At 56.0% G+C, this 20,687-nt stretch carries 26 protein-coding genes and 1 pseudogene; 26 read left to right on the top strand and 1 reads right to left on the bottom strand.

Annotation, left to right across the window (positions count from 1 at the left end):
* Nucleotides 1–79 precede the first annotated feature (79 nt).
* The gene (locus tag ACF8MC_RS22225; RefSeq protein WP_164105611.1) at nucleotides 80–3,103 is read left to right on the top strand and encodes an autotransporter serine protease; all 3,024 of its coding nucleotides are present in this window, start codon (nucleotides 80–82) and stop codon (nucleotides 3,101–3,103) included.
* Between the two features lie 455 nt (nucleotides 3,104–3,558).
* Nucleotides 3,559–4,314 (top strand): annotated as a pseudogene (locus ACF8MC_RS22220) (helix-turn-helix domain-containing protein); the annotation flags it as partial.
* A gap of 238 nt (nucleotides 4,315–4,552) precedes the next feature.
* Here the strand turns inward: ACF8MC_RS22220 and ACF8MC_RS22215 are convergent.
* Nucleotides 4,553–5,278 carry a S24 family peptidase gene (locus ACF8MC_RS22215; RefSeq protein ID WP_197842203.1) on the bottom strand — a complete coding sequence of 242 codons (726 nt, stop codon included), beginning with the start codon at nucleotides 5,276–5,278 and terminating at the stop codon, nucleotides 4,553–4,555.
* A gap of 131 nt (nucleotides 5,279–5,409) precedes the next feature.
* Here ACF8MC_RS22215 and ACF8MC_RS22210 point away from each other — a divergent pair, with 131 nt between their 5' ends.
* The 24 genes from ACF8MC_RS22210 (at nucleotide 5,410) to ACF8MC_RS22095 (ending at nucleotide 20,683) form a co-directional block, all read left to right on the top strand.
* Nucleotides 5,410–5,670: a helix-turn-helix domain-containing protein gene (locus ACF8MC_RS22210; RefSeq protein WP_197842202.1), complete on the top strand. Its 261-nt coding sequence runs from the start codon at nucleotides 5,410–5,412 to the stop codon at nucleotides 5,668–5,670.
* Nucleotides 5,670–7,679, top strand: coding sequence for a transposase domain-containing protein (locus ACF8MC_RS22205; RefSeq protein ID WP_392424010.1), 2,010 nt, complete (start codon nucleotides 5,670–5,672; stop codon nucleotides 7,677–7,679). The genes ACF8MC_RS22210 and ACF8MC_RS22205 overlap by 1 nt, the downstream gene beginning before the upstream one ends.
* Nucleotides 7,680–7,691: 12 nt before the next feature.
* A complete protein-coding gene (locus ACF8MC_RS22200) occupies nucleotides 7,692–8,648 on the top strand; it encodes an AAA family ATPase (protein ID WP_103826605.1) in 957 nt (318 codons plus the stop codon).
* Nucleotides 8,645–8,842: a hypothetical protein gene (locus tag ACF8MC_RS22195; RefSeq protein WP_103826604.1), complete on the top strand. Its 198-nt coding sequence runs from the start codon at nucleotides 8,645–8,647 to the stop codon at nucleotides 8,840–8,842. Before ACF8MC_RS22200 ends, ACF8MC_RS22195 begins: the two co-directional genes overlap by 4 nt.
* 6 nt (nucleotides 8,843–8,848) lie before the next feature.
* Entirely contained in the window at nucleotides 8,849–9,079 is a 231-nt protein-coding gene (locus tag ACF8MC_RS22190) for a hypothetical protein (RefSeq protein WP_197842201.1), read from the top strand.
* A gap of 9 nt (nucleotides 9,080–9,088) precedes the next feature.
* Nucleotides 9,089–9,703 carry a DUF3164 family protein gene (locus tag ACF8MC_RS22185; RefSeq protein ID WP_103826602.1) on the top strand — a complete coding sequence of 205 codons (615 nt, stop codon included), beginning with the start codon at nucleotides 9,089–9,091 and terminating at the stop codon, nucleotides 9,701–9,703.
* A 1-nt stretch (nucleotide 9,704) separates the two neighbouring features.
* Nucleotides 9,705–9,902 carry a hypothetical protein gene (locus tag ACF8MC_RS22180; RefSeq protein WP_197842200.1) on the top strand — a complete coding sequence of 66 codons (198 nt, stop codon included), beginning with the start codon at nucleotides 9,705–9,707 and terminating at the stop codon, nucleotides 9,900–9,902.
* Between the two features lie 159 nt (nucleotides 9,903–10,061).
* Nucleotides 10,062–10,616: a phage protein GemA/Gp16 family protein gene (locus ACF8MC_RS22175; RefSeq protein ID WP_197842199.1), complete on the top strand. Its 555-nt coding sequence runs from the start codon at nucleotides 10,062–10,064 to the stop codon at nucleotides 10,614–10,616.
* Nucleotides 10,613–11,137, top strand: a complete 525-nt coding sequence (locus tag ACF8MC_RS22170; RefSeq protein WP_197842198.1) for a hypothetical protein — start codon at nucleotides 10,613–10,615, stop codon at nucleotides 11,135–11,137. The genes ACF8MC_RS22175 and ACF8MC_RS22170 overlap by 4 nt, the downstream gene beginning before the upstream one ends.
* Nucleotides 11,134–11,529, top strand: coding sequence for a Mor transcription activator family protein (locus ACF8MC_RS22165; protein WP_197842197.1), 396 nt, complete (start codon nucleotides 11,134–11,136; stop codon nucleotides 11,527–11,529). The genes ACF8MC_RS22170 and ACF8MC_RS22165 overlap by 4 nt, the downstream gene beginning before the upstream one ends.
* A 7-nt stretch (nucleotides 11,530–11,536) precedes the next feature.
* Nucleotides 11,537–12,031 carry a hypothetical protein gene (locus ACF8MC_RS22160; protein ID WP_197842196.1) on the top strand — a complete coding sequence of 165 codons (495 nt, stop codon included), beginning with the start codon at nucleotides 11,537–11,539 and terminating at the stop codon, nucleotides 12,029–12,031.
* Nucleotides 12,032–12,141: 110 nt separating this feature from the next.
* Nucleotides 12,142–12,723 (top strand): glycosyl hydrolase 108 family protein, encoded by a 582-nt coding sequence (locus ACF8MC_RS22155; protein WP_197842195.1) that lies wholly within the window; start codon nucleotides 12,142–12,144, stop codon nucleotides 12,721–12,723.
* A 5-nt stretch (nucleotides 12,724–12,728) separates the two neighbouring features.
* Nucleotides 12,729–12,968 carry a hypothetical protein gene (locus tag ACF8MC_RS22150; RefSeq protein WP_169540820.1) on the top strand — a complete coding sequence of 80 codons (240 nt, stop codon included), beginning with the start codon at nucleotides 12,729–12,731 and terminating at the stop codon, nucleotides 12,966–12,968.
* On the top strand, nucleotides 12,940–13,287 hold the full coding sequence (locus ACF8MC_RS22145) for a hypothetical protein (RefSeq protein ID WP_197842194.1): 348 nt from the start codon (nucleotides 12,940–12,942) through the stop codon (nucleotides 13,285–13,287). Before ACF8MC_RS22150 ends, ACF8MC_RS22145 begins: the two co-directional genes overlap by 29 nt.
* Entirely contained in the window at nucleotides 13,275–13,880 is a 606-nt protein-coding gene (locus tag ACF8MC_RS22140) for a hypothetical protein (RefSeq protein WP_197842193.1), read from the top strand. The genes ACF8MC_RS22145 and ACF8MC_RS22140 overlap by 13 nt, the downstream gene beginning before the upstream one ends.
* Nucleotides 13,880–14,113: a TraR/DksA family transcriptional regulator gene (locus ACF8MC_RS22135; RefSeq protein ID WP_392424005.1), complete on the top strand. Its 234-nt coding sequence runs from the start codon at nucleotides 13,880–13,882 to the stop codon at nucleotides 14,111–14,113. Before ACF8MC_RS22140 ends, ACF8MC_RS22135 begins: the two co-directional genes overlap by 1 nt.
* Complete coding sequence (locus ACF8MC_RS22130) at nucleotides 14,094–14,396, top strand: DUF2730 domain-containing protein (protein WP_060430672.1); 303 nt, start codon at nucleotides 14,094–14,096, stop codon at nucleotides 14,394–14,396. The genes ACF8MC_RS22135 and ACF8MC_RS22130 overlap by 20 nt, the downstream gene beginning before the upstream one ends.
* Before the next feature lie 10 nt (nucleotides 14,397–14,406).
* Nucleotides 14,407–14,694 carry a hypothetical protein gene (locus ACF8MC_RS22125; protein WP_060446335.1) on the top strand — a complete coding sequence of 96 codons (288 nt, stop codon included), beginning with the start codon at nucleotides 14,407–14,409 and terminating at the stop codon, nucleotides 14,692–14,694.
* Nucleotides 14,695–14,697: 3 nt separating this feature from the next.
* Nucleotides 14,698–14,973 carry a hypothetical protein gene (locus ACF8MC_RS22120; RefSeq protein WP_197842192.1) on the top strand — a complete coding sequence of 92 codons (276 nt, stop codon included), beginning with the start codon at nucleotides 14,698–14,700 and terminating at the stop codon, nucleotides 14,971–14,973.
* Complete coding sequence (locus ACF8MC_RS22115; protein WP_197842191.1) at nucleotides 14,963–15,538, top strand: phage protein Gp27 family protein; 576 nt, start codon at nucleotides 14,963–14,965, stop codon at nucleotides 15,536–15,538. Before ACF8MC_RS22120 ends, ACF8MC_RS22115 begins: the two co-directional genes overlap by 11 nt.
* Nucleotides 15,538–17,106, top strand: coding sequence for a hypothetical protein (locus ACF8MC_RS22110; RefSeq protein ID WP_392424021.1), 1,569 nt, complete (start codon nucleotides 15,538–15,540; stop codon nucleotides 17,104–17,106). The genes ACF8MC_RS22115 and ACF8MC_RS22110 overlap by 1 nt, the downstream gene beginning before the upstream one ends.
* Entirely contained in the window at nucleotides 17,106–18,683 is a 1,578-nt protein-coding gene (locus ACF8MC_RS22105; protein WP_197842189.1) for a DUF935 family protein, read from the top strand. The genes ACF8MC_RS22110 and ACF8MC_RS22105 overlap by 1 nt, the downstream gene beginning before the upstream one ends.
* Nucleotides 18,676–19,515: a phage minor head protein gene (locus ACF8MC_RS22100; protein WP_060430681.1), complete on the top strand. Its 840-nt coding sequence runs from the start codon at nucleotides 18,676–18,678 to the stop codon at nucleotides 19,513–19,515. The genes ACF8MC_RS22105 and ACF8MC_RS22100 overlap by 8 nt, the downstream gene beginning before the upstream one ends.
* Before the next feature lie 211 nt (nucleotides 19,516–19,726).
* Entirely contained in the window at nucleotides 19,727–20,683 is a 957-nt protein-coding gene (locus tag ACF8MC_RS22095; protein ID WP_197842188.1) for a phage protease, read from the top strand.
* Nucleotides 20,684–20,687 lie beyond the last annotated feature (4 nt).

The following is a 20,687-nucleotide window of genomic DNA, read 5'->3' as shown; positions in this document are numbered from 1 at the left end:
GAAACTTAGAGGAGTCAAATCCGCTCGGGCGGCCTTCGGCTGGCCTGAAATCGGAGTTCATCGCGCACAATGGAGCGCGATGCTGATCTGCCTGACGGCGATCGGCGGGGCGCAGGCTGCCAGCTATATAGAGAACGGCAAAGCGGGCGATCCGGCCAGCTGGCGCAGCAGTGAGTTCAACGCGGAATGGGGGCTGGGGGCGATCCACGCCGACCAGGCCTACGCCGCTGGTTATACCGGAAAAGGCATCAAACTTGGCATTTTCGATCAGCCGGTCTACGCCAAGCATCCCGAATTTGCCGGTGAGAATAAGGTGATCAATTTGGTCACCGAAGGCATCCGCGAATACACCGATCCCTATATCCCGGTGAAAAAAGGCGACACTTTCCGCTATGACGGTACGCCGAGCGTGGACTCCGATGGCACGCTCGGTTCGCACGGTACCCACGTGGGCGGCATCGCCGCCGGCAGCCGCGACGGCGGCGCCATGCACGGCGTGGCGTTCAACGCGCAGATCATCAGCGCCGAAAACGGCGATCCCGGCCCGGAGGACGGCATCATCCTCGGCAACGACGGCGCGGTGTACCAGGCCGGCTGGGATGCGCTGGTGGCCAGCGGCGCGCGCATCATCAACAACAGCTGGGGCATCGGCATTACCGAAAAGTTTGAGGAGGGGGGTTATGACCCGGCTTATCCACACTTCACGGTAAACGATGCGCAAAAGCAGTTCGATCAGATCAAACAGATCCTCGGCACCAAGCCCGGCGGCGCCTATCAGGGCGCGATCGACGCGGCGCGCAGCGGCGTGGTCACCATCTTCGCCGCCGGTAACGACGGCAATCTGAATAACCCCGATGCCATGGCCGGCCTGGCCTATTTCGTGCCGGAGATTGCACCGAACTGGCTGTCGGTCGCCAGCTTGCAGGATCCCTCTAATAGCGGCGACTACAGCATCAGCACCTTCTCTTCCCGCTGCGGCTACACCGCCAGCTTCTGCGTTTCGGCGCCGGGCACCCGGGTATACAGCTCGGTGATTGAAGGCACCAGCGTGGAGAATCTGACGACCGGCTACGCCAAATACAGCGGCACCTCGATGGCGGCGCCGCACGTGGCCGGCAGCGTCGCGGTGCTGATGGAGCGTTTCCCGTATCTGAATGGCGCGCAGGTGGCGGAAGTGCTGAAAACCACCGCCACCGACATGGGGGCGCCGGGCATCGACGCGCTCTACGGCTGGGGGATGATCAACCTGGGCAAAGCCATCAACGGCCCTGGCATGTTGGCGACCGTCGAGGATATTCCCGAAGAATTCCGCATCCCGGATCCGACGGGCGTGGCTTACGGCCCGACCCAGTTCGTGGTGGATCTGCCGGGCGTTGGCGCGGTGCTGGACAAGGGCAAACCGACCGAGCGCGTCTGCAGCAGCGATCTTTGCGGCCTGGACTTCTGGAGCAACGACATCTCCGGCCACGGCGGCCTGACCAAGCAGGGCATCGGCACGCTGGTGCTGACGGGTAACAACACCTATGCCGGCCCGACGCTGGTCAATCAGGGCCGGCTGGCAGTCAACGGCTCGGTCACCTCGGCCGTCAGCGTGCAGAGCGGCGGTATTGTCGGCGGCAGCGGCACGGTCGGTTCGCTGACCGCCCGTCAGGGCGGCACCGTGGCGCCGGGCAACTCGATCGGTACCCTTAACGTGGTCGGCAACGTCAGCTTCGAGCCGGGTTCGCGCTACGCGGTGGAAGTGGGGCCGAACGGCCAGAGCGATCGGATCCAGAGCAGCGGATCGGCGACGATCGGCGGCGGCGAGGTGGCGGTCACGCTGGAGAACAGCCCCAACCTGCTGACGCAAAGCGAGGTGCGCAGCCTGCTGGGCCAGCAGTACACCATCCTGAGCGCGCAGCAGGGGGTGAGCGGGCAGTTTGACGCGGTGGCGCCGAACTACCTGTTCCTCGGTACCGGGCTGAGCTACCAGCCGACCGGGGTGACGCTGAGCGTCGGGCGAAACGGCACGAGCTTCGCCAGCGTGGCGCAGACGGCGAACGAGCGGGCGGTGGCGGCGGCGGCGGATGCGCTGGCGGCGGGCAACCCGGTGTACGAGAGCCTGCTCGGCAGCGGCACGGCGGGCGAAGCGCGGCAGGCGTTCCGTCAGCTGTCGGGGCAAATCCATGCGGACATCGCCTCGGCGCTGGTGAACGACAGCCGCTACCTGCGCGAGGCGCTGAACGGGCGCCTGCGTCAGGCGGAAGGGCTGGCGAGCTCGTCGGCCATCAAGGCGGACGAGGGCGGTGCCTGGGCGCAGCTGCTGGGGGCGTGGGACCACGCGTCGGGCGACGCCAATGCTACCGGCTATCAGGCCTCGACCTACGGGGTGCTGGTGGGGCTGGACTCGGCGGCGGCGGACGACTGGCGGCTGGGGATGGCGACCGGCTACACCCGCACCTCGCTGCACGGCGGGTACGGGTCGAAGGCGGACAGCGACAACTACCACCTGGCGGCGTACGGCGACAAGCAGTTCGGGGCGCTGGCGCTGCGCGGCGGGGCGGGCTACACCTGGCACCGCATCGACACCAAGCGGTCGGTGAACTACGGGATGCAGTCGGACCGCGACACGGCGAAGTACAGCGCGCGCACCGAGCAGCTGTTCGCGGAAGCGGGCTACAGCGTGCAGGGTGAGTGGCTGAACCTGGAGCCGTTCGTGAACCTGGCGTACGTGAACTTCGAGAACAACGGCATCGCAGAAAGCGGCGGCGCGGCGGCATTGCGCGGCGACAAGCAGCACACGGACGCGACGGTGTCGACGCTGGGTCTGCGTGCGGACACCGAATGGCAGGTGAGCGCGGGAACGACGGTGGCGCTGCGCAGCGAGCTGGGGTGGCAACACCAGTACGGCGGGCTGGAGCGTGGCACCGGGCTGCGGTTCAACGGCGGCAACGCGCCGTTCGTGGTGGACAGCGTGCCGGTCTCGCGCGACGGCATGGTGCTGAAGGCGGGGGCGGAAGTGGCGGTGAACGAAAACGCCACGCTGTCGCTGGGCTACGGCGGGCTGCTGTCGCAGAACCATCAGGACAACAGCGTCAACGCCGGTTTTACCTGGCGCTTCTGACGTTCAGCGATCATCGCAATGACCACGGAGCCGGCATGCCGGCTCCGTTTTTATTTGCGGCTGCGGGGTGAGCCCGTATGATGGCGCGGCGCCAGGGCAATAAAAAACCGGGATCCTGACGGATCCCGGCTTAAAAGTGGGTAAAACAGATTAGCGCTAAAGGCTCAAGCCCCGTTTGATTTGCGCAGTCCAAGCGATGTGCTCATCGTCTCAGTAGCGGCAACGGAACAAATTTTCCCTGGTGTTACTATGGTTATTATTAAAAAACGTGCTGGTGTTATTTTTTATAGTGTATTGCTGTATGTCTCTTTTGATACCATGTTTGACGATGCAACATGGTATGTCAAGCAACGTTTTTAACGCATAATTGCATGAGATGCCAGTTTTAGATGTGGCTTTTTCAGCGGAAATAATCAAAACGACTGATAAATCAGTAAAAAAAATCGAAGGAACAAATGGATAACAATCACCAAAAATTCGATTCACAGTCGATTGCCAATCGGGTCAGGGAGCTGTTTTTACATTACGGGATTGGAAAACGTCAGCATGCCCGCGAGCTCAGCCGCATCTTGGATCTGAGTTTTTCACATGCGCACCGCAAACTGAAAGGGCAAAGCCCCTGGACGCTGGAACAGATCAACAGCGTCGCGGCCGCGTTGGGAGAAACGCCGGCGGCGATCGCCGATTTGAGCGCCGAACACGAGACCACCGAGCCAAACATGGCGCGCGATGCCATCTTTTTCGTGGCGGGGGTGGCGATGCCTTGCGTCGGGCACATTGGCGATGAGCTTCCTGCCGGGCGGCCGGCGGAATTTGTGGCGCTGCGCGTGGAAGGGCAGTGGCGTATCTATCGCGCCGATGAGGCACCGGCAGGCCCGCGTTACGGCGTCGATCTGATCGAAATCCGGCCCGGCTTCGGCGACGACGAGCGGCTGAGCATCGCGGTATTGGACGATTCGCATCAGGCGGCCGATGAGCTGGCCAAGTATCTCGGCGGCTGCGGCTTCAACGCGGTGGCGTTTTACGACGTCGACAGTTTCTGTCAGGCATTGCAGCAAAGCCTGTTCGACGGCTACGTGGTGGACTGGCTGATCGGTGAGGAAACGGCGGATCGCTGTATCGCCACCATTCGCGCCTCCGACAACCCGGACGCGCCGGTACTGGTGCTGACCGGCGAACTGGGCACCGACCGACGCGAGTCGGAAATCGCTGTTATGGGTCATTAAGAATGATAAAGGGAAATAAGGAAATTGGCGGAAATTTTCGGGAACAGGCGGGAATGGCTAACCCACGCTAGACAAGGGGTTAGGATGGTTCTAGCCACGTTTCGGTTGAAAAAAACGCCAGAAGGATAAAATGAGAAACCGGATGCGGATCCAGATTGGTGACCACTTATTTTGATAAAGATGCTGATCCGCATCAGCAGGTTTAAATGATGTTTAAACCCACCTACATTCCCACGTCTTTTGATATGTGAACAACCTGGCCGATAACCTCAAAGTTTCCCATGTCTTCGCGTTTGATTTCCATGGGAGGGTAAACCGCTTGGTTGTCACTTATCAAAAGCCATGCGCCAGGCTGAACCTGTACCCTCTTAGCCCACAATGTATCATCATGCCTGATTACGTAAATGTTGCCATCAATGGGTTTGGTAAAAGCAGTGTTTACGACCAATGTGTCATTGTTCGATATTGTCGGCTCCATCGAATCTCCCTTGGCCCATAACAGCACCAGGTCATCTTCATTGAAACCTCTGAATGACAACCATTTGCGACGGAATGCTAAGTAACGAGTGGGGGCGTAACCGTCTATTGCCGTAGTCCCGTGCCCAGTGGACACTTGGACGTTGTATCCAGGTATCAGCGCGAACTCTTCCAAAAATTCAGTTTGTTCTGAGGGGGCTTGGTTGTCACCTTTCCCAGTCGCCAACCACTCAACACTTACACCAGCCGCGTTCGCCAAAAGTATCAGGTTATCCAACGTCGGCTGGGTCGTGCCTGCTTGGTATTTATGAAATGTGCTGTAAGGAATGCCAGCCTTACGGGCAAACGAACGGCCCGTTTCAGAACCAACTATGAGGTTCAATCTCTCCGTAAAACCGCTTCCTTTACTACTTTCACCCAAAGGACTTTGATTCCTTTTGGGTTCGCCGTTGTCAGTTTTCTCGTAACTCATTGATTACAATCCGGTTTGATTGGTGGTTTCTCTCTGCCACAACCGAACCCAAAAGGAATCATTCACCTTGACATGGTTCCTTTTTGGATCAACACTATCATTACAGTGAATAATGATTAGGTGTTATGACTATGAATAACCCCGTAGCTTCTCAAAATCTGGCTCCAAATGGAACCAATAAAAGCGATTGGCACCGAGCGGACATTGTTGCCGCCGTGAAGAAAAAAGGAACCACTTTGGCCGCCATATCGCGTGCGCAGGGTTGGCATGCGCGGACTTTAAATAACGCCTTAGACCGCCATTGGCCTAAAGGTGAAAATATTATAGCCACTGTTATTGGTGTTAGCCCTGCTGACATTTGGCCAACTCGCTACAGTGGTGAGGTTGCGTAATGAGCAATGTCAGCATGAGCAACAGCATTTGGTTATCGATAACCGAAATCTTAGGCGTACCAGGATATCCCACAACTGAACGTGGCCTGAGAATGGCCATGGATAAGCAAGCGTTAGCCCAGCCAGACATTCGAAGAAAGCGCCAAGGATCCAAAGCGTTTGAATACAACATCAACTGTTTAGCTCCTGTAGCTAGAGCATACGTGTTGAAACAACGTGGTGAGGTCTGCGTTGGAGAAAAAACCTATAAGGTTCCTCAACGTAAAGAGGACTCTTATTGCCGCGAAGCCCTTTGGCATCATTGGGAATCGGCCACTGAAAAACAGCGCCTTGCCGCGCAGAAAAAGACCGAAGCCGTTCAAGCTGTCGTTGCTCTTATTGATACCGGCATTGACGTTGTAACCGCATTCGATGCGGTAGCGGAAACACACGATGCTTCTGTTGCATCAGTGCGGCGCTGGTACTACTCAGCCCGTAAGTTTTCTCGTGAAGATTGGATGGCAGCGTTGCTGGGCCAGTACGGCAAAAGCATCGAAACACGCCGTAAAAAAGAGGCGGATTGTGACCAGGAAGCATGGGACTTTTTCCTTGCAGATTTCCTGCGTCCAGAACGTCCGGCGTTACGTACAGCTTATGCGCGCCTGGCTGAAACGGCTGCTGCCCGCGGGTGGGAAATCCCTAGCCTATCAACCATTCGTCGCAAGTTAGAGAGAGAGGTTCCTGTTGAGCAACGGGTATTGCTGCGCGAAGGCGAGCACGCTGTTATGCGTCTATTCCCTTCTCAGGAGCGAACCGTTGCCGATCTCGACGCGATGGAATGGGTGAACGGCGACGGCTATCAGCACAACGTATTTGTCCGCTGGTTTAACGGTGAAGTGATCCGCCCTAAAACATGGATTTGGCAGGATGTGAAGACGAGAAAAATTCTGGCTTGGCGTACTGACGTCAGTGAGAACAGCGACTCAATCCGGCTATCTCTTTCGGACATGATTGAACGCTATGGCATACCACGCAAACTGACCATCGATAACACGATGGCGGCAGCAAACAAATGGACAACCGGCGGTGTTCCTAACCGCTATCGCTTCAAAATTAAAGAGGACGACCCTAAAGGGATCATCCCTCTGCTGGGTATTGAACTGCATTGGACCAGCGTCTTATTCGGTCGCGGCCATGGCCAGGCGAAGCCTGTAGAGCGTGCATTCTCTCACGGTGGACTTGGTGAAACCGTCGATAAGCACCCGGCACTGGCTGGCGCGCATACCGGCCCTAACCCGATGGATAAGCCTGACAATTACGGTGACCGGGTTATTGAGGCCGAGGAGTTCTTGCGGGTGTTGGCCGAGGGGATCGCATTCTGGAACCGCCGTCCTAACCGTAATACCGAAATGTGCCGGGGCATCTTGTCGTTTGATCAGGCATTCGAAGAAAGCTATGAGCAAGCCACCATTCGCAAAGCAACACCAGAGCAACGCCGTTTGCTTCTGCTGCCCGCCGAAGCTGTGCGGATCAGCGAGTCCGGCACATTTGTTATGGAGGCTGGCGGCAAAGTACAGGCTCGAAAAAACCGCTACTTCAGCGAAAGATTGCTGGGCGTCAAACCGAACAAGATTGTGGTGCGCTTCGACCCGCAGAACCTTCATCAGAGTGTCCTGTGCTACACGCTCGACGGGCGTTTTATTTGCGAAGCGACGTGCATCGAAAGAACCGGCTTTGGCGACACGCAGGCAGCGAGAGAGCATAACCGTAACCGCACTCAGTTCGTTAAACGCACCAAAGAGGCTGCTGCCGCAGCAAAAAGAATGTCAGCGCTGGAAGCGGCCGAGCTTATGCCAGAAACCGTACCACCAGCACCGCCGGAATCACGGGTGGTAGAAATGCTGCGCCCAGTTGGCAACACACTCCGGCGGCAGATTGTGGAAGAACAGATTGAAGAAGACGAGTCAGAAGAAGCCTTTAGCAATGCAGTAAGCCAGCTCTATAACGCGTTTCAGAATAAACAGATTTAATGGAGAAAAATTATGACAAACGTAATTGATTTAGACCAACAACAAGAGAAGATTGCCGACGTCCGCGCAAAGGTTCGCACCATCGTTGAAAGCTCTGATGTGACTTACGCTGCCGTCGCACGCGAAGCGGGAATTTCAACCAGCGTTATCTCTCAATTCATCAAAGGCGAATATCGTGGTGATAATAACGGCGTCGCCGCGAAAATCAGTGTGTGGCTGGATAACCGCAATCGCCGCGCCAATGATATGCCTGTGGCCCCTGACTTCATCCCAACGCGCACCGTTAAGCAAATTTGGGATGCTCTCCAATATGCGCAATTAGCGCAGTGCATCACAGTGATTTATGGCAACTCTGGTGTTGGTAAAACACGCGCGCTTCAGCAGTTTGCCGCCGATCGTCCCAATGTCTGGTTGATAACCGTGTCACCATCACGTTCGAGCCTCAGTGAGTGCCTGTACGAATTGGCATTGGAGCTGGGAATTGGTGATGCTCCGCGCCGTTCTGGCCAGTTAGGTCGTGCCATCCGTCGCAAATTACGCGGCACCAATGGTGTGGTACTTGTCGATGAAGCCGATCACCTGGACTACTCCGTGCTGGAGGAGCTGCGCATCTTGCAGGAAGAAACCGGTGTCGGTTTGGCGCTGATTGGTAACCATCAGGTTTACGGCAAACTCACGGGGGGTAACAGCCGCAATATGGACTTTGCCCGCCTGTTCAGTCGTATTGCGAAAAAGGTGTCCATCCTGAAAACCAAGAAAGCCGACGTTGAAGCGATTGCCGATGCCTGGGGGTTAAACGGTAAAGCAGAACGGGATCTGATCCACGCGCTGGCCGACAAGCCTGGTGCGCTACGTACCATTTCTCATACGCTCCGCCTGGCCTCAATGTTCGCACGTGGCAGCAACGAAGCGATGAGCGAAAAACACATCCGCGCCGCCGTTAAAGACCTGGAAGGAGTATCCGCATGATTAACCCAACCAAGCTGGTGAATGCGCTGGGATGGTTGCAACGTCGCAATGTAGAAATCAAGCATGTGAATATCAGCCGTGCTCAGCCCATCGTTGAAGTCACTGCGCCAGACGCTGACCTGAAGCGTAAAGCGCATAACTACCATGCTGTATCCGCCGCCACTATTCAGGGCTGCATTATTTATTGGAGATAATCAACTATGAACGCAGACCGTAGAAAAAGGCTGTCGGAAATTTTTGTGAAAATAGAACAGATAAAAGGTGAAGTAGAAGATATTCGTGATGAAGAACAAAATGCCTTTGACTCCATGCCTGAAGGGTTGCAGCAATCAGAGATAGGACAATCAGCTGAAAACGCAATTTCTTGTATAGAAGAAGTTATTGATGGGCTGGAGCAAGCCTGTGACCAAATTAACGATGCGATTTTTTGAGGTGAGCAAATGAATACTGAATTAAAAAATGGCAACTATCGCAAAAACGCCCAGGGTTATCTGGTTCCCGAAGACTTGATCCGCCCAGTCGATAAACTGCGCGATGACGTCGTGATGAAAATTGTCGCGGCGGCAAAAACTCTCCGCGAAGTTATGGCTGTCTTCAAAATTGAGTCAATGGGGCAAATTGAAGACTTCGTTGACCTTTCTGCTAGCGAGTATGGCGTGGAGTTTGGCGGGGCCAAGGGTAACGTGTTGCTGACCAGTTTTGATGGTCGCTATCAAGTGCGGCGTGCTATTGGCGATCATCGTGTTTTTGATGAGCGCATTCAAGCAGCCAAGAAGCTTATTGATGAATGCTTGATCGCCTGGTCGGATGGTGCCAGTGATAATCTTAGAGCACTCGTAGAGCACGCATTTCGAGTAAACAAGCAAGGCCGTATTGATGTTAATCAGGTGCTTAGTTTGCGTCAGTTGGATATTGATGATGACAAATGGCGTGAGGCGATGGAGGCTATCGCCGACTCAATAACGGTTACGGGCACCAGCCAATACCTGCGAATTTATGAACGTCAGGAGAGCGGAAAGTACACGCAAATCAGCCTGGATATTTCGGGGGTCTGATATGAAAAAAGTCAGCGCCAACGAGTTTAATCGGCAGCATAAAATCGGGTCGGTATTTCGATATCAGCCTGAACAGGAAATTTTGTTCGTACTGGTTAAAATACTGGGGCCAGCGCGAGACTTTACAAAGTCAGGCACTGTCGTGGAAATAAATAAAGCGCCGTATTTCGTTAAAGTTACCGCTCTTATTCCAGTTTAAATAAATTCATGAGGATATCAGGCGCAGGCGCGCCAGGGCGCGCTTACGCCTAAATCAAGGGGAAGAAAATGAAACGGACAGCCTGGTTTTGTGTTTTCGCCGCTTCGTTATGCTTTTGGGCCTTGGGTTTGATTTTTATCTTATGGGTTCGAGGTTAATATGAATAAACCACAATTAGTTCGATTGATTCATGTCGCTAAGGGAAAACTAAATATTCCCGATGATGCCTATCGCGCATTACTGGCCAACGCTGCCAACGGAAAAAGCAGTTGCAGTCAGATGAATATCATGGAGCTACGTGACGTCTATGCCGAGCTGCAAAGTAAAGGCTTTAAGCGCAGTTTCAAGAAGGCCACGAAGCGCGTGCGCGATAATGCCAAAGGCGTACCGCGCGTGGAAGAAATCAGCAAGCTCCGCGCCATATGGGCCACTATGCATCGCCATGGCTTTGTCGAAAGCGGTGAAGAAACCGCGTTAAACAAATATGTCAAACGCATGAGCAGCCAAATTAATGGTGGTGCCGGTGTTGATGAAGTTGGCTGGCTCGACGGCTTCTTGGCGTTTCGCGTCCTGGAGTGTCTGAAGCAGTGGCACATTCGCCTGATGCTGGCGACGCTGGATGCGCGCAAGAAACCACGACCACAGCACCCGCTGAGCGGTGATGATGCACGCAGCTATGACATTATTTTGGATGCCTACGAGGACTCGCTATGAAACTGGGCCGTTGTCCTATTTGCCACTCTGAATTGCACCTCGATGCAATTCTTGAAGACGATGCTGGCCGGGAGCTTCTGACCCTGCTGACGAAATTACCCGGAGGTGCCGCCAAGGCAATGGTGGCGTATATCGGGCTGTTTCGCCCAGAGAAGTCGAACTTATCGCACTCACGAGCGGTGAAGCTGGTTAACGAGGTGCTGGCGCAGCACCAGCCTGGGCGGATCCTAACCCATGCCTTGAGCGAAACGGTGGAACGCATCCGTGCCAAGCGCATCAACGGCGACAAAAAACCGCTGAACAATCATAGCTATCTACGTGAAGTCTATCGCACCTCTGAGCAGATATTCGCCCAAACCAGCAACATCAACGCACGCGAACGCGATGAGAGCAAGCGCGAAACTGACCAGGATAAAAACCGCGACGATTATTTGGCTAATATGTTCCGCCTTGGCCAAGATGTGTCGAGATTGCCCGGCGGAACTGAGTGGCTTGAACGCAATGGGGGTAGCAAACCATGAGCGATAATTTGGAGCTTTTCGACGATGAGCAGGACGATAGTATTCTTGAACACCTTGAAGGTGATGAAGCCGAGAGAGCGAAGTTCCCGGCTTTGTTGGCGGAATTGAATGCTCTGCTGAAAACTGAGTTGGAGCGACTGGGAGGAAATCCAAACCACTCATTAGAGCTGGTAGTAGCGATCAGCAAACAAATTGGCGGTATCCAGGTATATTTACCCCGTGGCCAAGCGCTTGAATTCTTGGTCAGAGATATGAAGATCTGGCAAGATTTTGATGGTCGCAATGTGCCGGAGCTGGCGAATCGCTACCACGTCACCTTCAAAACCGTGTATAAAGCTATCCGAAGGATGAGACGACTAGAAACACAGAAAAGACAACCACAGCTATTTTGAGGATAAGATGAAACGGATAAGTGTTGTTGGCCTGATGGCAATTTTATTTTTCAACTCGAACCTTGTTAAGGCGGATACATACTTACCTAAACAAAGTGAGTTGATTAATAATTTTCACTCTCTGAATTTAGTACAGCAAAATCAATGGCAAGATGCCAAGTCTGATTCGGGTATGAAATTAAAGACCGCCCAGGTGGGCCGTGATGCTTATTCCATTTCTGATAATGCTGTTTCAGCAATCATGATGCTGCCAGGAAAAGACTCAAAAGTTGAAGGTGCGCATGTTGTTTCCGTTTGCTCTAGCTTGGCCAGAGTGGTCATGCCAAAGGTTGAGTTGGAACAACTGAATTCAATTAAAAATGTGATAGTGAAATCCGCCATGAATATGGGGAGTGCGGAAAATGATTTGGTCAATGGCTACATGTTTTCAGCAAAAGCCCTTGCCTTTGATAGTACGCCAGTTATAGCGTGTAAAATTGAAGGATTTGTGACCTGGAATTAAAGTTAATTAAGACTATGCATTAAAGCCGGTTAATCCGGCTTTTTTTATGCCTGCCGCACTATGGAACTCTGCTGATTATTTTATCCAGTTAGATTTCCAGAGGTGCAAATGTGAGTCAGTTCAATCCTACCCCAGCGTTTACCCATGCCGTTGCTTTTGTCCTGGGCAAAGAAGGCGGCTACGTCAATGATCCTACCGACCAGGGCGGTGAGACCAAGTACGGCATTTCCGACAAGCGCGACGGTGTCGCCGACGGTATGACCGACGTTGACGGTGACGGCAAGCCCGACACCCGCATCAAAGACTTGACCCTTGAACAGGCTAGTCAGATTTATTTCCGCGATTACTGGTATCCAGCCTACTGCCCAGACTGGCCGGACGGCATCTCACTGTTGGTCTTTGATGCCGCCGTTCAGCATGGCGTCAAGAAAGCCATTTCCCTGTTGCAGTCGGCAGCAGGTGTAACCGCTGACGGCATCGTTGGCACTAAAACCAGAGGCGCTGTCCTGAACGCCGACCCTGAATGGCTGCTGGCCCGTTTCCTGGTCTACCGCGCCCGCTATTACGCCGACATCATCAAGTCCAATCCGTCCCAAGGTAAATACCTCAACGGGTGGTTCAACCGCCTGGACAGTGTGGCGAATACCGCATGGGAAGTCGTCGGCGGTTCGGCGTCGGTCGTTCGGAGCTAGTCACCATGGGTAAAGGCTGGGATGAGTCGATGCGCCAGGGCCGCCGCGATCGCCTCAAAAAGGAGGTGCTCTATCGCATGGCCGGAGGCCCCAAACCAGAGCCGGTTAACTACCGGGGCTGCGATGGCACTCATGCCAGCTTTTATATGAAGGGCTGGGAATCCGTCGGCCCGCGCGATATTGCCTGGCAGTGCCAGCGCTACAAGGAATTGCACAGTGAAAACCATCCTGAAAAACATCATTGATTCTGTCTGGCTGGCGGCTGCATTGCTGTTGGCATCGTTAATCCTGGCAACAACGCTGCCACAAGCTTCTGCGCTGTGGTGGCTTCTGGCAATTGTTGCAGGCGCTGTGACCTATGTCGGGAACAGCCTGGAAGATACTGGCCATCTTCTTACAGCTCGGGACTTACTCTCCTTGGTTGTCTCGTCTATCGGTTTCGGTGTGGGGTTAGTTTCAATCGCTATTGGCCCCCTTGGCATCATCCAGTTGATGGCCTTTGTCGCCGGTGCATCCGTCATTCGTATCATTCGCGATAAGGGGTTCTTGCCATGGATCCAATAACCGTGTCTACCGTCGCCGGGGTGTTGATGAAAGCCGGGCCGTCCGTGCTGCGGGCAGTCGGTGGTCTGTTCGGTAGTGGTTCGGCCAAAACAGCAGATGCTGTCGCTGGAATGGTTGAAGCCGTTAACGGTGCCGTCAACCCGCAAGACCGCCAGCGTGTGCTTGAACAAAAGCTGGCGGCGCTTCCCCCGGAACAGTTCGTTGAGTTGGAGAAGCTCAAGGTTGAGCTGGAGAAGATTAACGCCGAACGTGAGCGTAACAGGTTTGCCGATCAGCAGGCAGCCCACCACGAACAGCAGGAGACCATTCGCAACGGTGACAACGCCGTTGATGATTATGTGCGCCGCACCCGCCCGTTGATGGCGCGTCTGTCACTCTACAGCTCCATCGCCTATGTGCTGTTACTGGCTGTCGGACAGCAGGCGGCGGCGATTGCCACCGCTGCCGGTCATGTGCTGACGATGCCCGCGCCGGATTGGGATATCGCCCTGATGTTGGCGACCCCTGCACTGGGGTATCTCGGTTTCCGCACGCTGGATGGGTTCGCCCGCTTCAGCAAGTCCAGCAAGCACAAACTGCCGGTGGTGAAGTGATGGGTGATGCGTTCGACCGCGCCAGCGAACTGGAAATGGAAGACCGTAAACGAGCGTTAAATACCCATTTAAACCGGGTTAAAGAGGCGCCTGTCGAGTATGGCTATTGCAATGACTGCGGGGATGACAATCCCGCGCGGCGGCTGGCGTCGCTACCTGATGCAGTCTGCTGCGTGACCTGCCAACAAATCAGAGAGCAACGGGAGGCCCAGCGTGGATTGGGAGGTCGTTAAAGGCAACTGGGCCATCATTTGGGCGTTGTTCATGTCTGCCGTCAACGTGATCCAGTTACTGCTTGCAAAAACCTATGTGAAGCGTGAGGAGCTGGAGTTGTTCCGCACCCGTCTGCAATCCATGGAGAACACCATCGCCGGGTTACCGAGTCAAAAAGACTTGCACCAGTTACAGCTTGAAATGAGCAATTTACGGGGAGACCTACGTGAACTCGGCCCGGCCATTCGCCAGGTGAAACACGTCAGCGATCTCCTACTGGAAAACGAATTGAAGGATAAGTGAGGCCATGGCCATGCGAGAAATTCTTGATAGCGATCAGCGACTGGTCATCCTGCGTTCCTTGCTGGAGTGCGGTGACAGCGCGAACGAATCCGTGTTGCAAACCTGCCTTGAGGCGTATGGGCATAGTACATCCCGTGATGTGGTACGCACGCATCTGGCCTGGCTGGCGGAGCAGCGACTTGTCAGTCTGCGCGATGTGGCCGGATGTTATGTCGCGACGATCACCGGGCGCGGCGACGATGTGGCCAACGGCCGGGCCATCGTGCCAGGTGTCAAAAAGCCACGGGCACGGGGGTAACGGATGGCAAAGCTTAAGCCCTATACCGATGCACAACGGCGGCTGATCCACCACCTTGCCGCCGTTATGGTCTGTCTGGAGATAGAGTCCGATGTGATTGCGCCAGCCTATGAAAAGGCCACCGGCAAGCCCTATGACCGCGAGTCACCAGATAGCTTCACCAACACGTTCTTGAACAATAACCCGTCTTACAAGCGCGCCATGGATACGCTACGACGGGCCATTGGCAAAGAGCGTAAAGCGCAGATATCAGCCTGGAGAACGAAGCATGGCCGATGAAAAGCCGACCCGTGGCCGTCCGTCAAAGATTGACCTGTTGCCGGAGAACATCCGTGATGCACTGCACCAGATGCTGCGCGACAAACGCCACACCCAGGAAGAAATCCGTGAGGCTATCAACACGCTGATTGACCAGCATGAGTTGCCTGACGACATGCAGCTAAGCCGTACCGGCCTGAATCGCTACGCCAGCCGCATGGAGGCTATCGGCTCCAAAATTCGCGCCTCCCGCGAGATGGCGGAAATTTGGGCCGCCAAGCTGGGGTCCGCGCCGACGTCTGACGTCGGCAAATTGTTGATGGAGTTTGTGAAAACCCTGGCGTTTGAAACCTCCATGACGTTGTCCGAAGGCGATGGCCCCGTGGAGCCGAAAGCCCTGGGACAACTGGCATTAGTCGCGCAGCGCATCGAATCGGCACAAATGGTCAGCCACAAACGTGAAAAAGAGATCCGCCAGGCGTTCGCGGAAGAAGCGGCGGCCACAGCGGAGAAGATCGTGTCTCAGGCGGGGTTGTCTGCGGATAAGGCAGCAGACATCAAACGCCAGATATTGGGGATTGCATGATGCTAACAGCCAGTTTAAACGCCATTGCGACCGGCATTAACAGCGGGGAGGACTTCGATGAAAACGAAGTCCTCCTTGGTTATCAGCGGCGTTGGATCGCTGACGACTCACCGCTGAAGATTGCTGAGAAATCCCGCCGAACCGGTATCACCTGGGCAGAGGCGGCAGATGCCGCTTTAACGGCGTCGAAAGCCAAAGCCGCCGGTGGCACCAATCACTTTTACGTCGGCTCCAACAAAGAGATGGCACGCGAGTTTATCGATGCGGCGGCGATGTGGGCCAAAGCCTACGACCTGGCAGCGGCTGACGTTTGCGAAGAAGTCCTGGCCGATGACGATAAGGACATTCTGACGTTTGTCATCTACTTCGCCAGTAGGTTCAAGGTGCAGGCGCTGTCCAGTAACCCCAGCAACCTGCGCGGTATGCAAGGCAACGTGACTATCGACGAAGCGGCGTTCCATGAGCGCCTGGCGGAGGTGCTGAAGGCGGCGCTGGCGCTCACGATGTGGGGCGCAAAAGTCCGCCTTATCAGCACCCATAACGGCACGGACAATCTGTTCAACGAGTTGATCCAGGACAGTCGCGCCGGGAAGAAACGCTATTCCGTTCATACCATCACCCTTGATGATGCGTGCCGCGATGGCTTGTACAAGCGCATCTGCCAGGTGAAAAAGCGCGAATGGAGCCAGCCCGCCGAAGACCAATGGAAAGCCGATCTGTTGCGCGATACTGCCACGCAGGATGATGCGCTGGAGGAATACTATTGCGTGCCGAAGAACGGCAGCGGCACCTACCTGGCCCGGTCAATCCGAGAGCGTGCCGCACGCGGTGACGGCCCTGTTCTGCGCTTTACCGGCTCGGCGGAGTTCAACGCCCTGCCGGAAGGGATGCGGGCGCTGGATATGCGGGAATGGCTGGAGAAAACCGTGCTGCCGGTACTTAACCAGCTCCCCGATAAACGTCACGCGCTGGGCGAAGACTTCGCGCGCTCCGGTCACCTGACGGTCTTTGCGCCGATCACTGTCAATGACGACACCACGCGAACGGTGCCGTTCCTGGTCGAGCTGGCGAACGTCCCCTACAAGCAGCAGGAGCAGGCGCTGTTCTTCATCTGCGACCGTCTGCCGCATCGTGACGGCATCAAGCTTGATGGGCGCGGCAACGGCAACTACCTGGCCGAGCAGGCCGCCGAACGCTACGGTGCCGAAGTGGAAGTCGTGATGCCGTCTGTCGCCCACTACCGCGAGAACATGCCGCGCTTCAAGGCAGCGTTTGAAGACGATGAACTGGTCGTGCCGAAGCATGAGGATGTTGTCAACGACCTGGGCCAGATTGTCGTCTTGCGCGGCGTGCCGGGTATCGATGACCGGGAGAATACCGGCAGCGATGGCCACAAGCGGCACGGTGACAGCGCCTATGCGATTTTCCTGGCCTATCTGGCCAGTAAAGAGGATTGCCGCCGTTATGAGCTGCACCGACTCAATCAACCCAAACGGCCGGAGGAGCGCGATGAGCGCCGCCAAATGCGCATCACGCGCGGGCTGAAAAATCAACGAGGGCTACTGTAATGTTAAACAAGCTGACCGGAGCCATCCGTAACCTGTTTCACCCCGCCACCGGTGACAAGGTAGAGGTAAGTCAAGACCTTCTGAAAGAAGAACAAACCCGTGCCCGCGCCACCGGCACCCGCCGCGCCAATGCCGGTATCAGCGTCGCCAGCACCATCACGCCGCAACGCCTGGCGGGGGTGCTACGCAACGCGGCCGACGGCAATGCTCTGGATTATTTCATCCTGGCCGAAGAGATGGAGGAGCGCGATCTCCATTACTCCAGCGTGCTGCGTACCCGTAAGCTCACCGTCGCCGGTATTATCCCGACGGTCGAGGCCGCCAGCGATGATGCACGCGACGTCGAGCTGGCCGATGCTGTCCGCGTGATGATTGAGCGCCCGCAGCTCCCTGAGCTGCTGTTTGACCTCCTTGACGGGTTGGGTAAAGGCATTGGTGTGGCGGAGATCCTTTGGGACACCTCAACCGTACCATGGATGCCGCGTGATTATTCCTGGGTTGATCCACGCTTCCTCAAGATGGACGCGGATACGCTGCGCCAGGTGCATGTGTTGACCGAAGCGGAGCCGTTCAACGGCGAGCCGTTGGCCGCGTACAAATACATCATCCATCAGCCCCGCCTTAAATCCGGCTTGCCGCTGCGCAACGGTCTGGCGCGTCTGGTGGCGGTCATGTATATGCTGAAGTCATTCACGGTGCGCGACTGGTGGGCGTTCGGTGAGAAGTTCGGTTTGCCGATCACCATCGGCAAATATGGTAACAACGCCAGCGCAGAAGATATTCAGACCCTGATTGACGCCATCGCGTCTCTGGCTTCCGATGCCGGGTGCGCCATCCCGTCCACCATGCAGGTGGACATGGTCGAGACCGCCAGCCGCCAGGGCGGCGGCGACCTATTCAAGGGCATGGCGGAATGGTGTGACGCACAGACCAGTAAGGCGGTTCTGGGGCAGACGATGACCACCGACAACGGCAGCAGTCAGAGCCAGGCCAACGTGCATGACCGGGTGCGCATGGATATCGCCAGGTGGGATGCTCGCCAACTGGAGAACACCCTCAATGAGTTCCTGGTGCGGCCGTTCATCATGCTCAACTATGGCCCGCAGGCCAATTACCCGAAAGTCTGCCTGCGTATCAATGAGCCGGAAGACCTGAAGGCCATGGTGGAGGCGCTGGTTCCGCTGATTGACCGGGGGATGAAGATCCAGTCGTCGGCGCTGCGTGACAAGTTTGGCCTGGACGAGCCGGAAGAAGGTTCCGATATCCTGCAACCTGCCGGGAGCCAGAGTGGCTATGCCATGTTGCCCGCCCTTAACCGCGAACAGTTGGCGTTGAATCGCGAGTCTGCACCGGATGATATTGACCTGTTGGCCAACGAGGGGATCAACGACTGGCAACGCGTTGGCACGGCGTTCACCAATCCGGTATTAGCGCTGGTCAATGAGGTTGACAGCTATGAAGAGTTCCTGGCGCGATTGCCGGAGCTGCAAGCCAGCCTGGATGCCAGCGAATTTATCGAAGGGTTGACGCAACTGTGCTTCAAGGCGCGCGGCCTGGGAGATATGAACGATGGCTGATAACGACATTGTCCCCAAGGAGGCCCTGGCCTGGTTCAAGGCCAAGAAGCTCAAACCCGGCTTTGATTATCGTGATGTGTGGCTGGAAGAACACAGCGCCGCATTTACCGTGGCGAAGATGACGCAGCTCGATTTGCTCAGCGATGTGAAAGCCCTGGTCACTCAGGCGCTGGCCGAGGGCCAGACCTTCCGCGACTTTCAGAAAGTATTGGAGCCGCTGTTGGTCAAACGCGGATGGTGGGGAGTGCGGGAGATGGACGACCCGTTGACCGGCGAAACCCGCGTCGTGCAGCTCGGCAGCGATAGCCGCCTGCGCACCATCTACAACACCAACATGCGCACCGCCCGGAGTGCCGGGCAGTGGCAGCGTATTGAGCGAACCAAGCGCGCGATGCCGTACCTGATTTATACCCTGGGGCCGTCCAGGGAGCACCGCGTGGATCATCTCCAATGGGCCAACACTTGCCTGCCTGTCGATCACCCGTTCTGGTTGACTCACATCGGCCCGAACGGCTGGGGCTGCAAATGCGGTGTGCGCCAGGTCAGCAAATACGAGTATGACCAGATGGTGCAAAATGGCGTGACGGAGACCGCGCCGGTATTCGACGGTAACGGCCAACCCACCGGACAGGTCAGTCGCTCCAGGGTGCCGTTGAAAACGCAGGCTCCGCCAGTCAAAAACGTCAAATGGTTGAACAAGCGCACTGGCGAGGAGGAACTGGTGCCGGAGGGTATTGACCCTGGGTGGAACTACAATCCCGGCATCAGTCGCCAGGCCGCACTGGAACGCCAGCTCCAGGCCAAGCAGCAGGCTTTTGATGCTGGCCGCTAACTCCGGCGGGTAACCTCGCTGTAACGCGCGTAGTGACGCTAACGCGCTCTGTGGTACGATGGCGCATAGAAAATTTGTTAAACGTTCCTGTGCGCTTTTAAACGTGTTTTAAACACGGTTCTCTCCCGCATTTGGAGGGAAAGCGGTTAATCCACCTTTCCCTCCGTTCCCCCGCACACTGTCCATACGATTTCTTTGTGTGGATGACCCCATGTCCGTTGAATTGCTGGCGCTCTGTTTCGAGCTGCCGGACACCATTGACAACAAGCTGCCTGAATGGTTGCCGATGCTGCCTATAGGTTCGTTCACCGGGCGCGATGGCCGTTCGTGGATCACCAACGAACCGGAAGCCGTCATTGCCGCGTCGCTGCAATACAACAAGCTGCCGTTCGATATGGAGCACGCCACCGAGCTGAAAGGCCCGCAAGGCGACCCTGCGCCCGCTTACGGCTGGATCACCGACCTTAAAATCGACGGTGATCAGATTTGGGCACGCGTTGAGTGGACCCCAGAGGGGGCTGCGCTCATCCAGGGGAAAAAGTACCTCTACTACAGTCCGGCATTCCATTTCACCGCCAGTGGCCTGGTCACGAAATTGTCCAGCGTCGGCCTGACCAACAAACCCAATTTATTTGTACCAGCCCTTAACTCGGAGAACACCGACATGAAACTGCCTGAACAGATTGCGGCAGCCTTGGGCCTGGGCGCAGACGCCACCGTGGAATCCGGTGTCACTGCTATCCAGAGCCTGAAGACCGCCGAACAGGTCGCATTGAACCGTGCGCAAAATCCCGATTTGGCGTCCTGGGTGCCGAAAGAGACCCATCAGCTGGCGCTCAATCGTGCGGAAACAGCGGAGACCGCGTTGAAAGAACGCGCAGAGAAAGACGCGGAAGGCCTGGTGGATGCGGCGATTGCCGCAGGCAAAATCGCCCCAGCCAACCGTGATATGTACCTGGCAACCTGCCGCACCGAAGAAGGTCGCAAGCAGTTCGGCGCGTTCACCGAAGCCGCACCGGTGATTGTGAACACCGACCCGGAGAAAAAGAAAGCGCCAGGCCAGAAGGACAAGCAGGCGCTGACCAAAACCGAGGTGGCCATGTGCCGTTCCATGGGTATCACCGAGGCGGAGTTCCTGGCCGCCAAACCTAACGCCACTGAGGAATAACCGT

The organism is Serratia sp. LACPHL-BACT-2024-00286, assembly GCF_043109535.1.
GTDB classification, from domain to species: domain Bacteria; phylum Pseudomonadota; class Gammaproteobacteria; order Enterobacterales; family Enterobacteriaceae; genus Serratia; species Serratia sarumanii.
The sequence above is the reverse complement of the archived record's forward strand: the minus strand, read 5'-3'. Positions and strand labels throughout refer to the sequence as shown.

Excerpts from the sequence above, each read along its gene's own strand:
- ACF8MC_RS22225 (WP_164105611.1), top strand. The coding sequence starts at position 80 with ATGCTGATCTGCCTGACGGCGATCGGCGGGGCGCAGGCTGCCAGCTAT.
- ACF8MC_RS22215 (WP_197842203.1), bottom strand. The coding sequence starts at position 5,278 with ATGAGTTACGAGAAAACTGACAACGGCGAACCCAAAAGGAATCAAAGT.
- ACF8MC_RS22210 (WP_197842202.1), top strand. The coding sequence starts at position 5,410 with ATGAATAACCCCGTAGCTTCTCAAAATCTGGCTCCAAATGGAACCAAT.
- ACF8MC_RS22205 (WP_392424010.1), top strand. The coding sequence starts at position 5,670 with ATGAGCAATGTCAGCATGAGCAACAGCATTTGGTTATCGATAACCGAA.
- ACF8MC_RS22200 (WP_103826605.1), top strand. The coding sequence starts at position 7,692 with ATGACAAACGTAATTGATTTAGACCAACAACAAGAGAAGATTGCCGAC.
- ACF8MC_RS22195 (WP_103826604.1), top strand. The coding sequence starts at position 8,645 with ATGATTAACCCAACCAAGCTGGTGAATGCGCTGGGATGGTTGCAACGT.
- ACF8MC_RS22190 (WP_197842201.1), top strand. The coding sequence starts at position 8,849 with ATGAACGCAGACCGTAGAAAAAGGCTGTCGGAAATTTTTGTGAAAATA.
- ACF8MC_RS22185 (WP_103826602.1), top strand. The coding sequence starts at position 9,089 with ATGAATACTGAATTAAAAAATGGCAACTATCGCAAAAACGCCCAGGGT.
- ACF8MC_RS22180 (WP_197842200.1), top strand. The coding sequence starts at position 9,705 with ATGAAAAAAGTCAGCGCCAACGAGTTTAATCGGCAGCATAAAATCGGG.
- ACF8MC_RS22175 (WP_197842199.1), top strand. The coding sequence starts at position 10,062 with ATGAATAAACCACAATTAGTTCGATTGATTCATGTCGCTAAGGGAAAA.
- ACF8MC_RS22170 (WP_197842198.1), top strand. The coding sequence starts at position 10,613 with ATGAAACTGGGCCGTTGTCCTATTTGCCACTCTGAATTGCACCTCGAT.
- ACF8MC_RS22165 (WP_197842197.1), top strand. The coding sequence starts at position 11,134 with ATGAGCGATAATTTGGAGCTTTTCGACGATGAGCAGGACGATAGTATT.
- ACF8MC_RS22160 (WP_197842196.1), top strand. The coding sequence starts at position 11,537 with ATGAAACGGATAAGTGTTGTTGGCCTGATGGCAATTTTATTTTTCAAC.
- ACF8MC_RS22150 (WP_169540820.1), top strand. The coding sequence starts at position 12,729 with ATGGGTAAAGGCTGGGATGAGTCGATGCGCCAGGGCCGCCGCGATCGC.
- ACF8MC_RS22140 (WP_197842193.1), top strand. The coding sequence starts at position 13,275 with ATGGATCCAATAACCGTGTCTACCGTCGCCGGGGTGTTGATGAAAGCC.
- ACF8MC_RS22135 (WP_392424005.1), top strand. The coding sequence starts at position 13,880 with ATGGGTGATGCGTTCGACCGCGCCAGCGAACTGGAAATGGAAGACCGT.
- ACF8MC_RS22125 (WP_060446335.1), top strand. The coding sequence starts at position 14,407 with ATGCGAGAAATTCTTGATAGCGATCAGCGACTGGTCATCCTGCGTTCC.
- ACF8MC_RS22120 (WP_197842192.1), top strand. The coding sequence starts at position 14,698 with ATGGCAAAGCTTAAGCCCTATACCGATGCACAACGGCGGCTGATCCAC.
- ACF8MC_RS22115 (WP_197842191.1), top strand. The coding sequence starts at position 14,963 with ATGGCCGATGAAAAGCCGACCCGTGGCCGTCCGTCAAAGATTGACCTG.
- ACF8MC_RS22110 (WP_392424021.1), top strand. The coding sequence starts at position 15,538 with ATGCTAACAGCCAGTTTAAACGCCATTGCGACCGGCATTAACAGCGGG.
- ACF8MC_RS22105 (WP_197842189.1), top strand. The coding sequence starts at position 17,106 with ATGTTAAACAAGCTGACCGGAGCCATCCGTAACCTGTTTCACCCCGCC.
- ACF8MC_RS22100 (WP_060430681.1), top strand. The coding sequence starts at position 18,676 with ATGGCTGATAACGACATTGTCCCCAAGGAGGCCCTGGCCTGGTTCAAG.
- ACF8MC_RS22095 (WP_197842188.1), top strand. The coding sequence starts at position 19,727 with ATGTCCGTTGAATTGCTGGCGCTCTGTTTCGAGCTGCCGGACACCATT.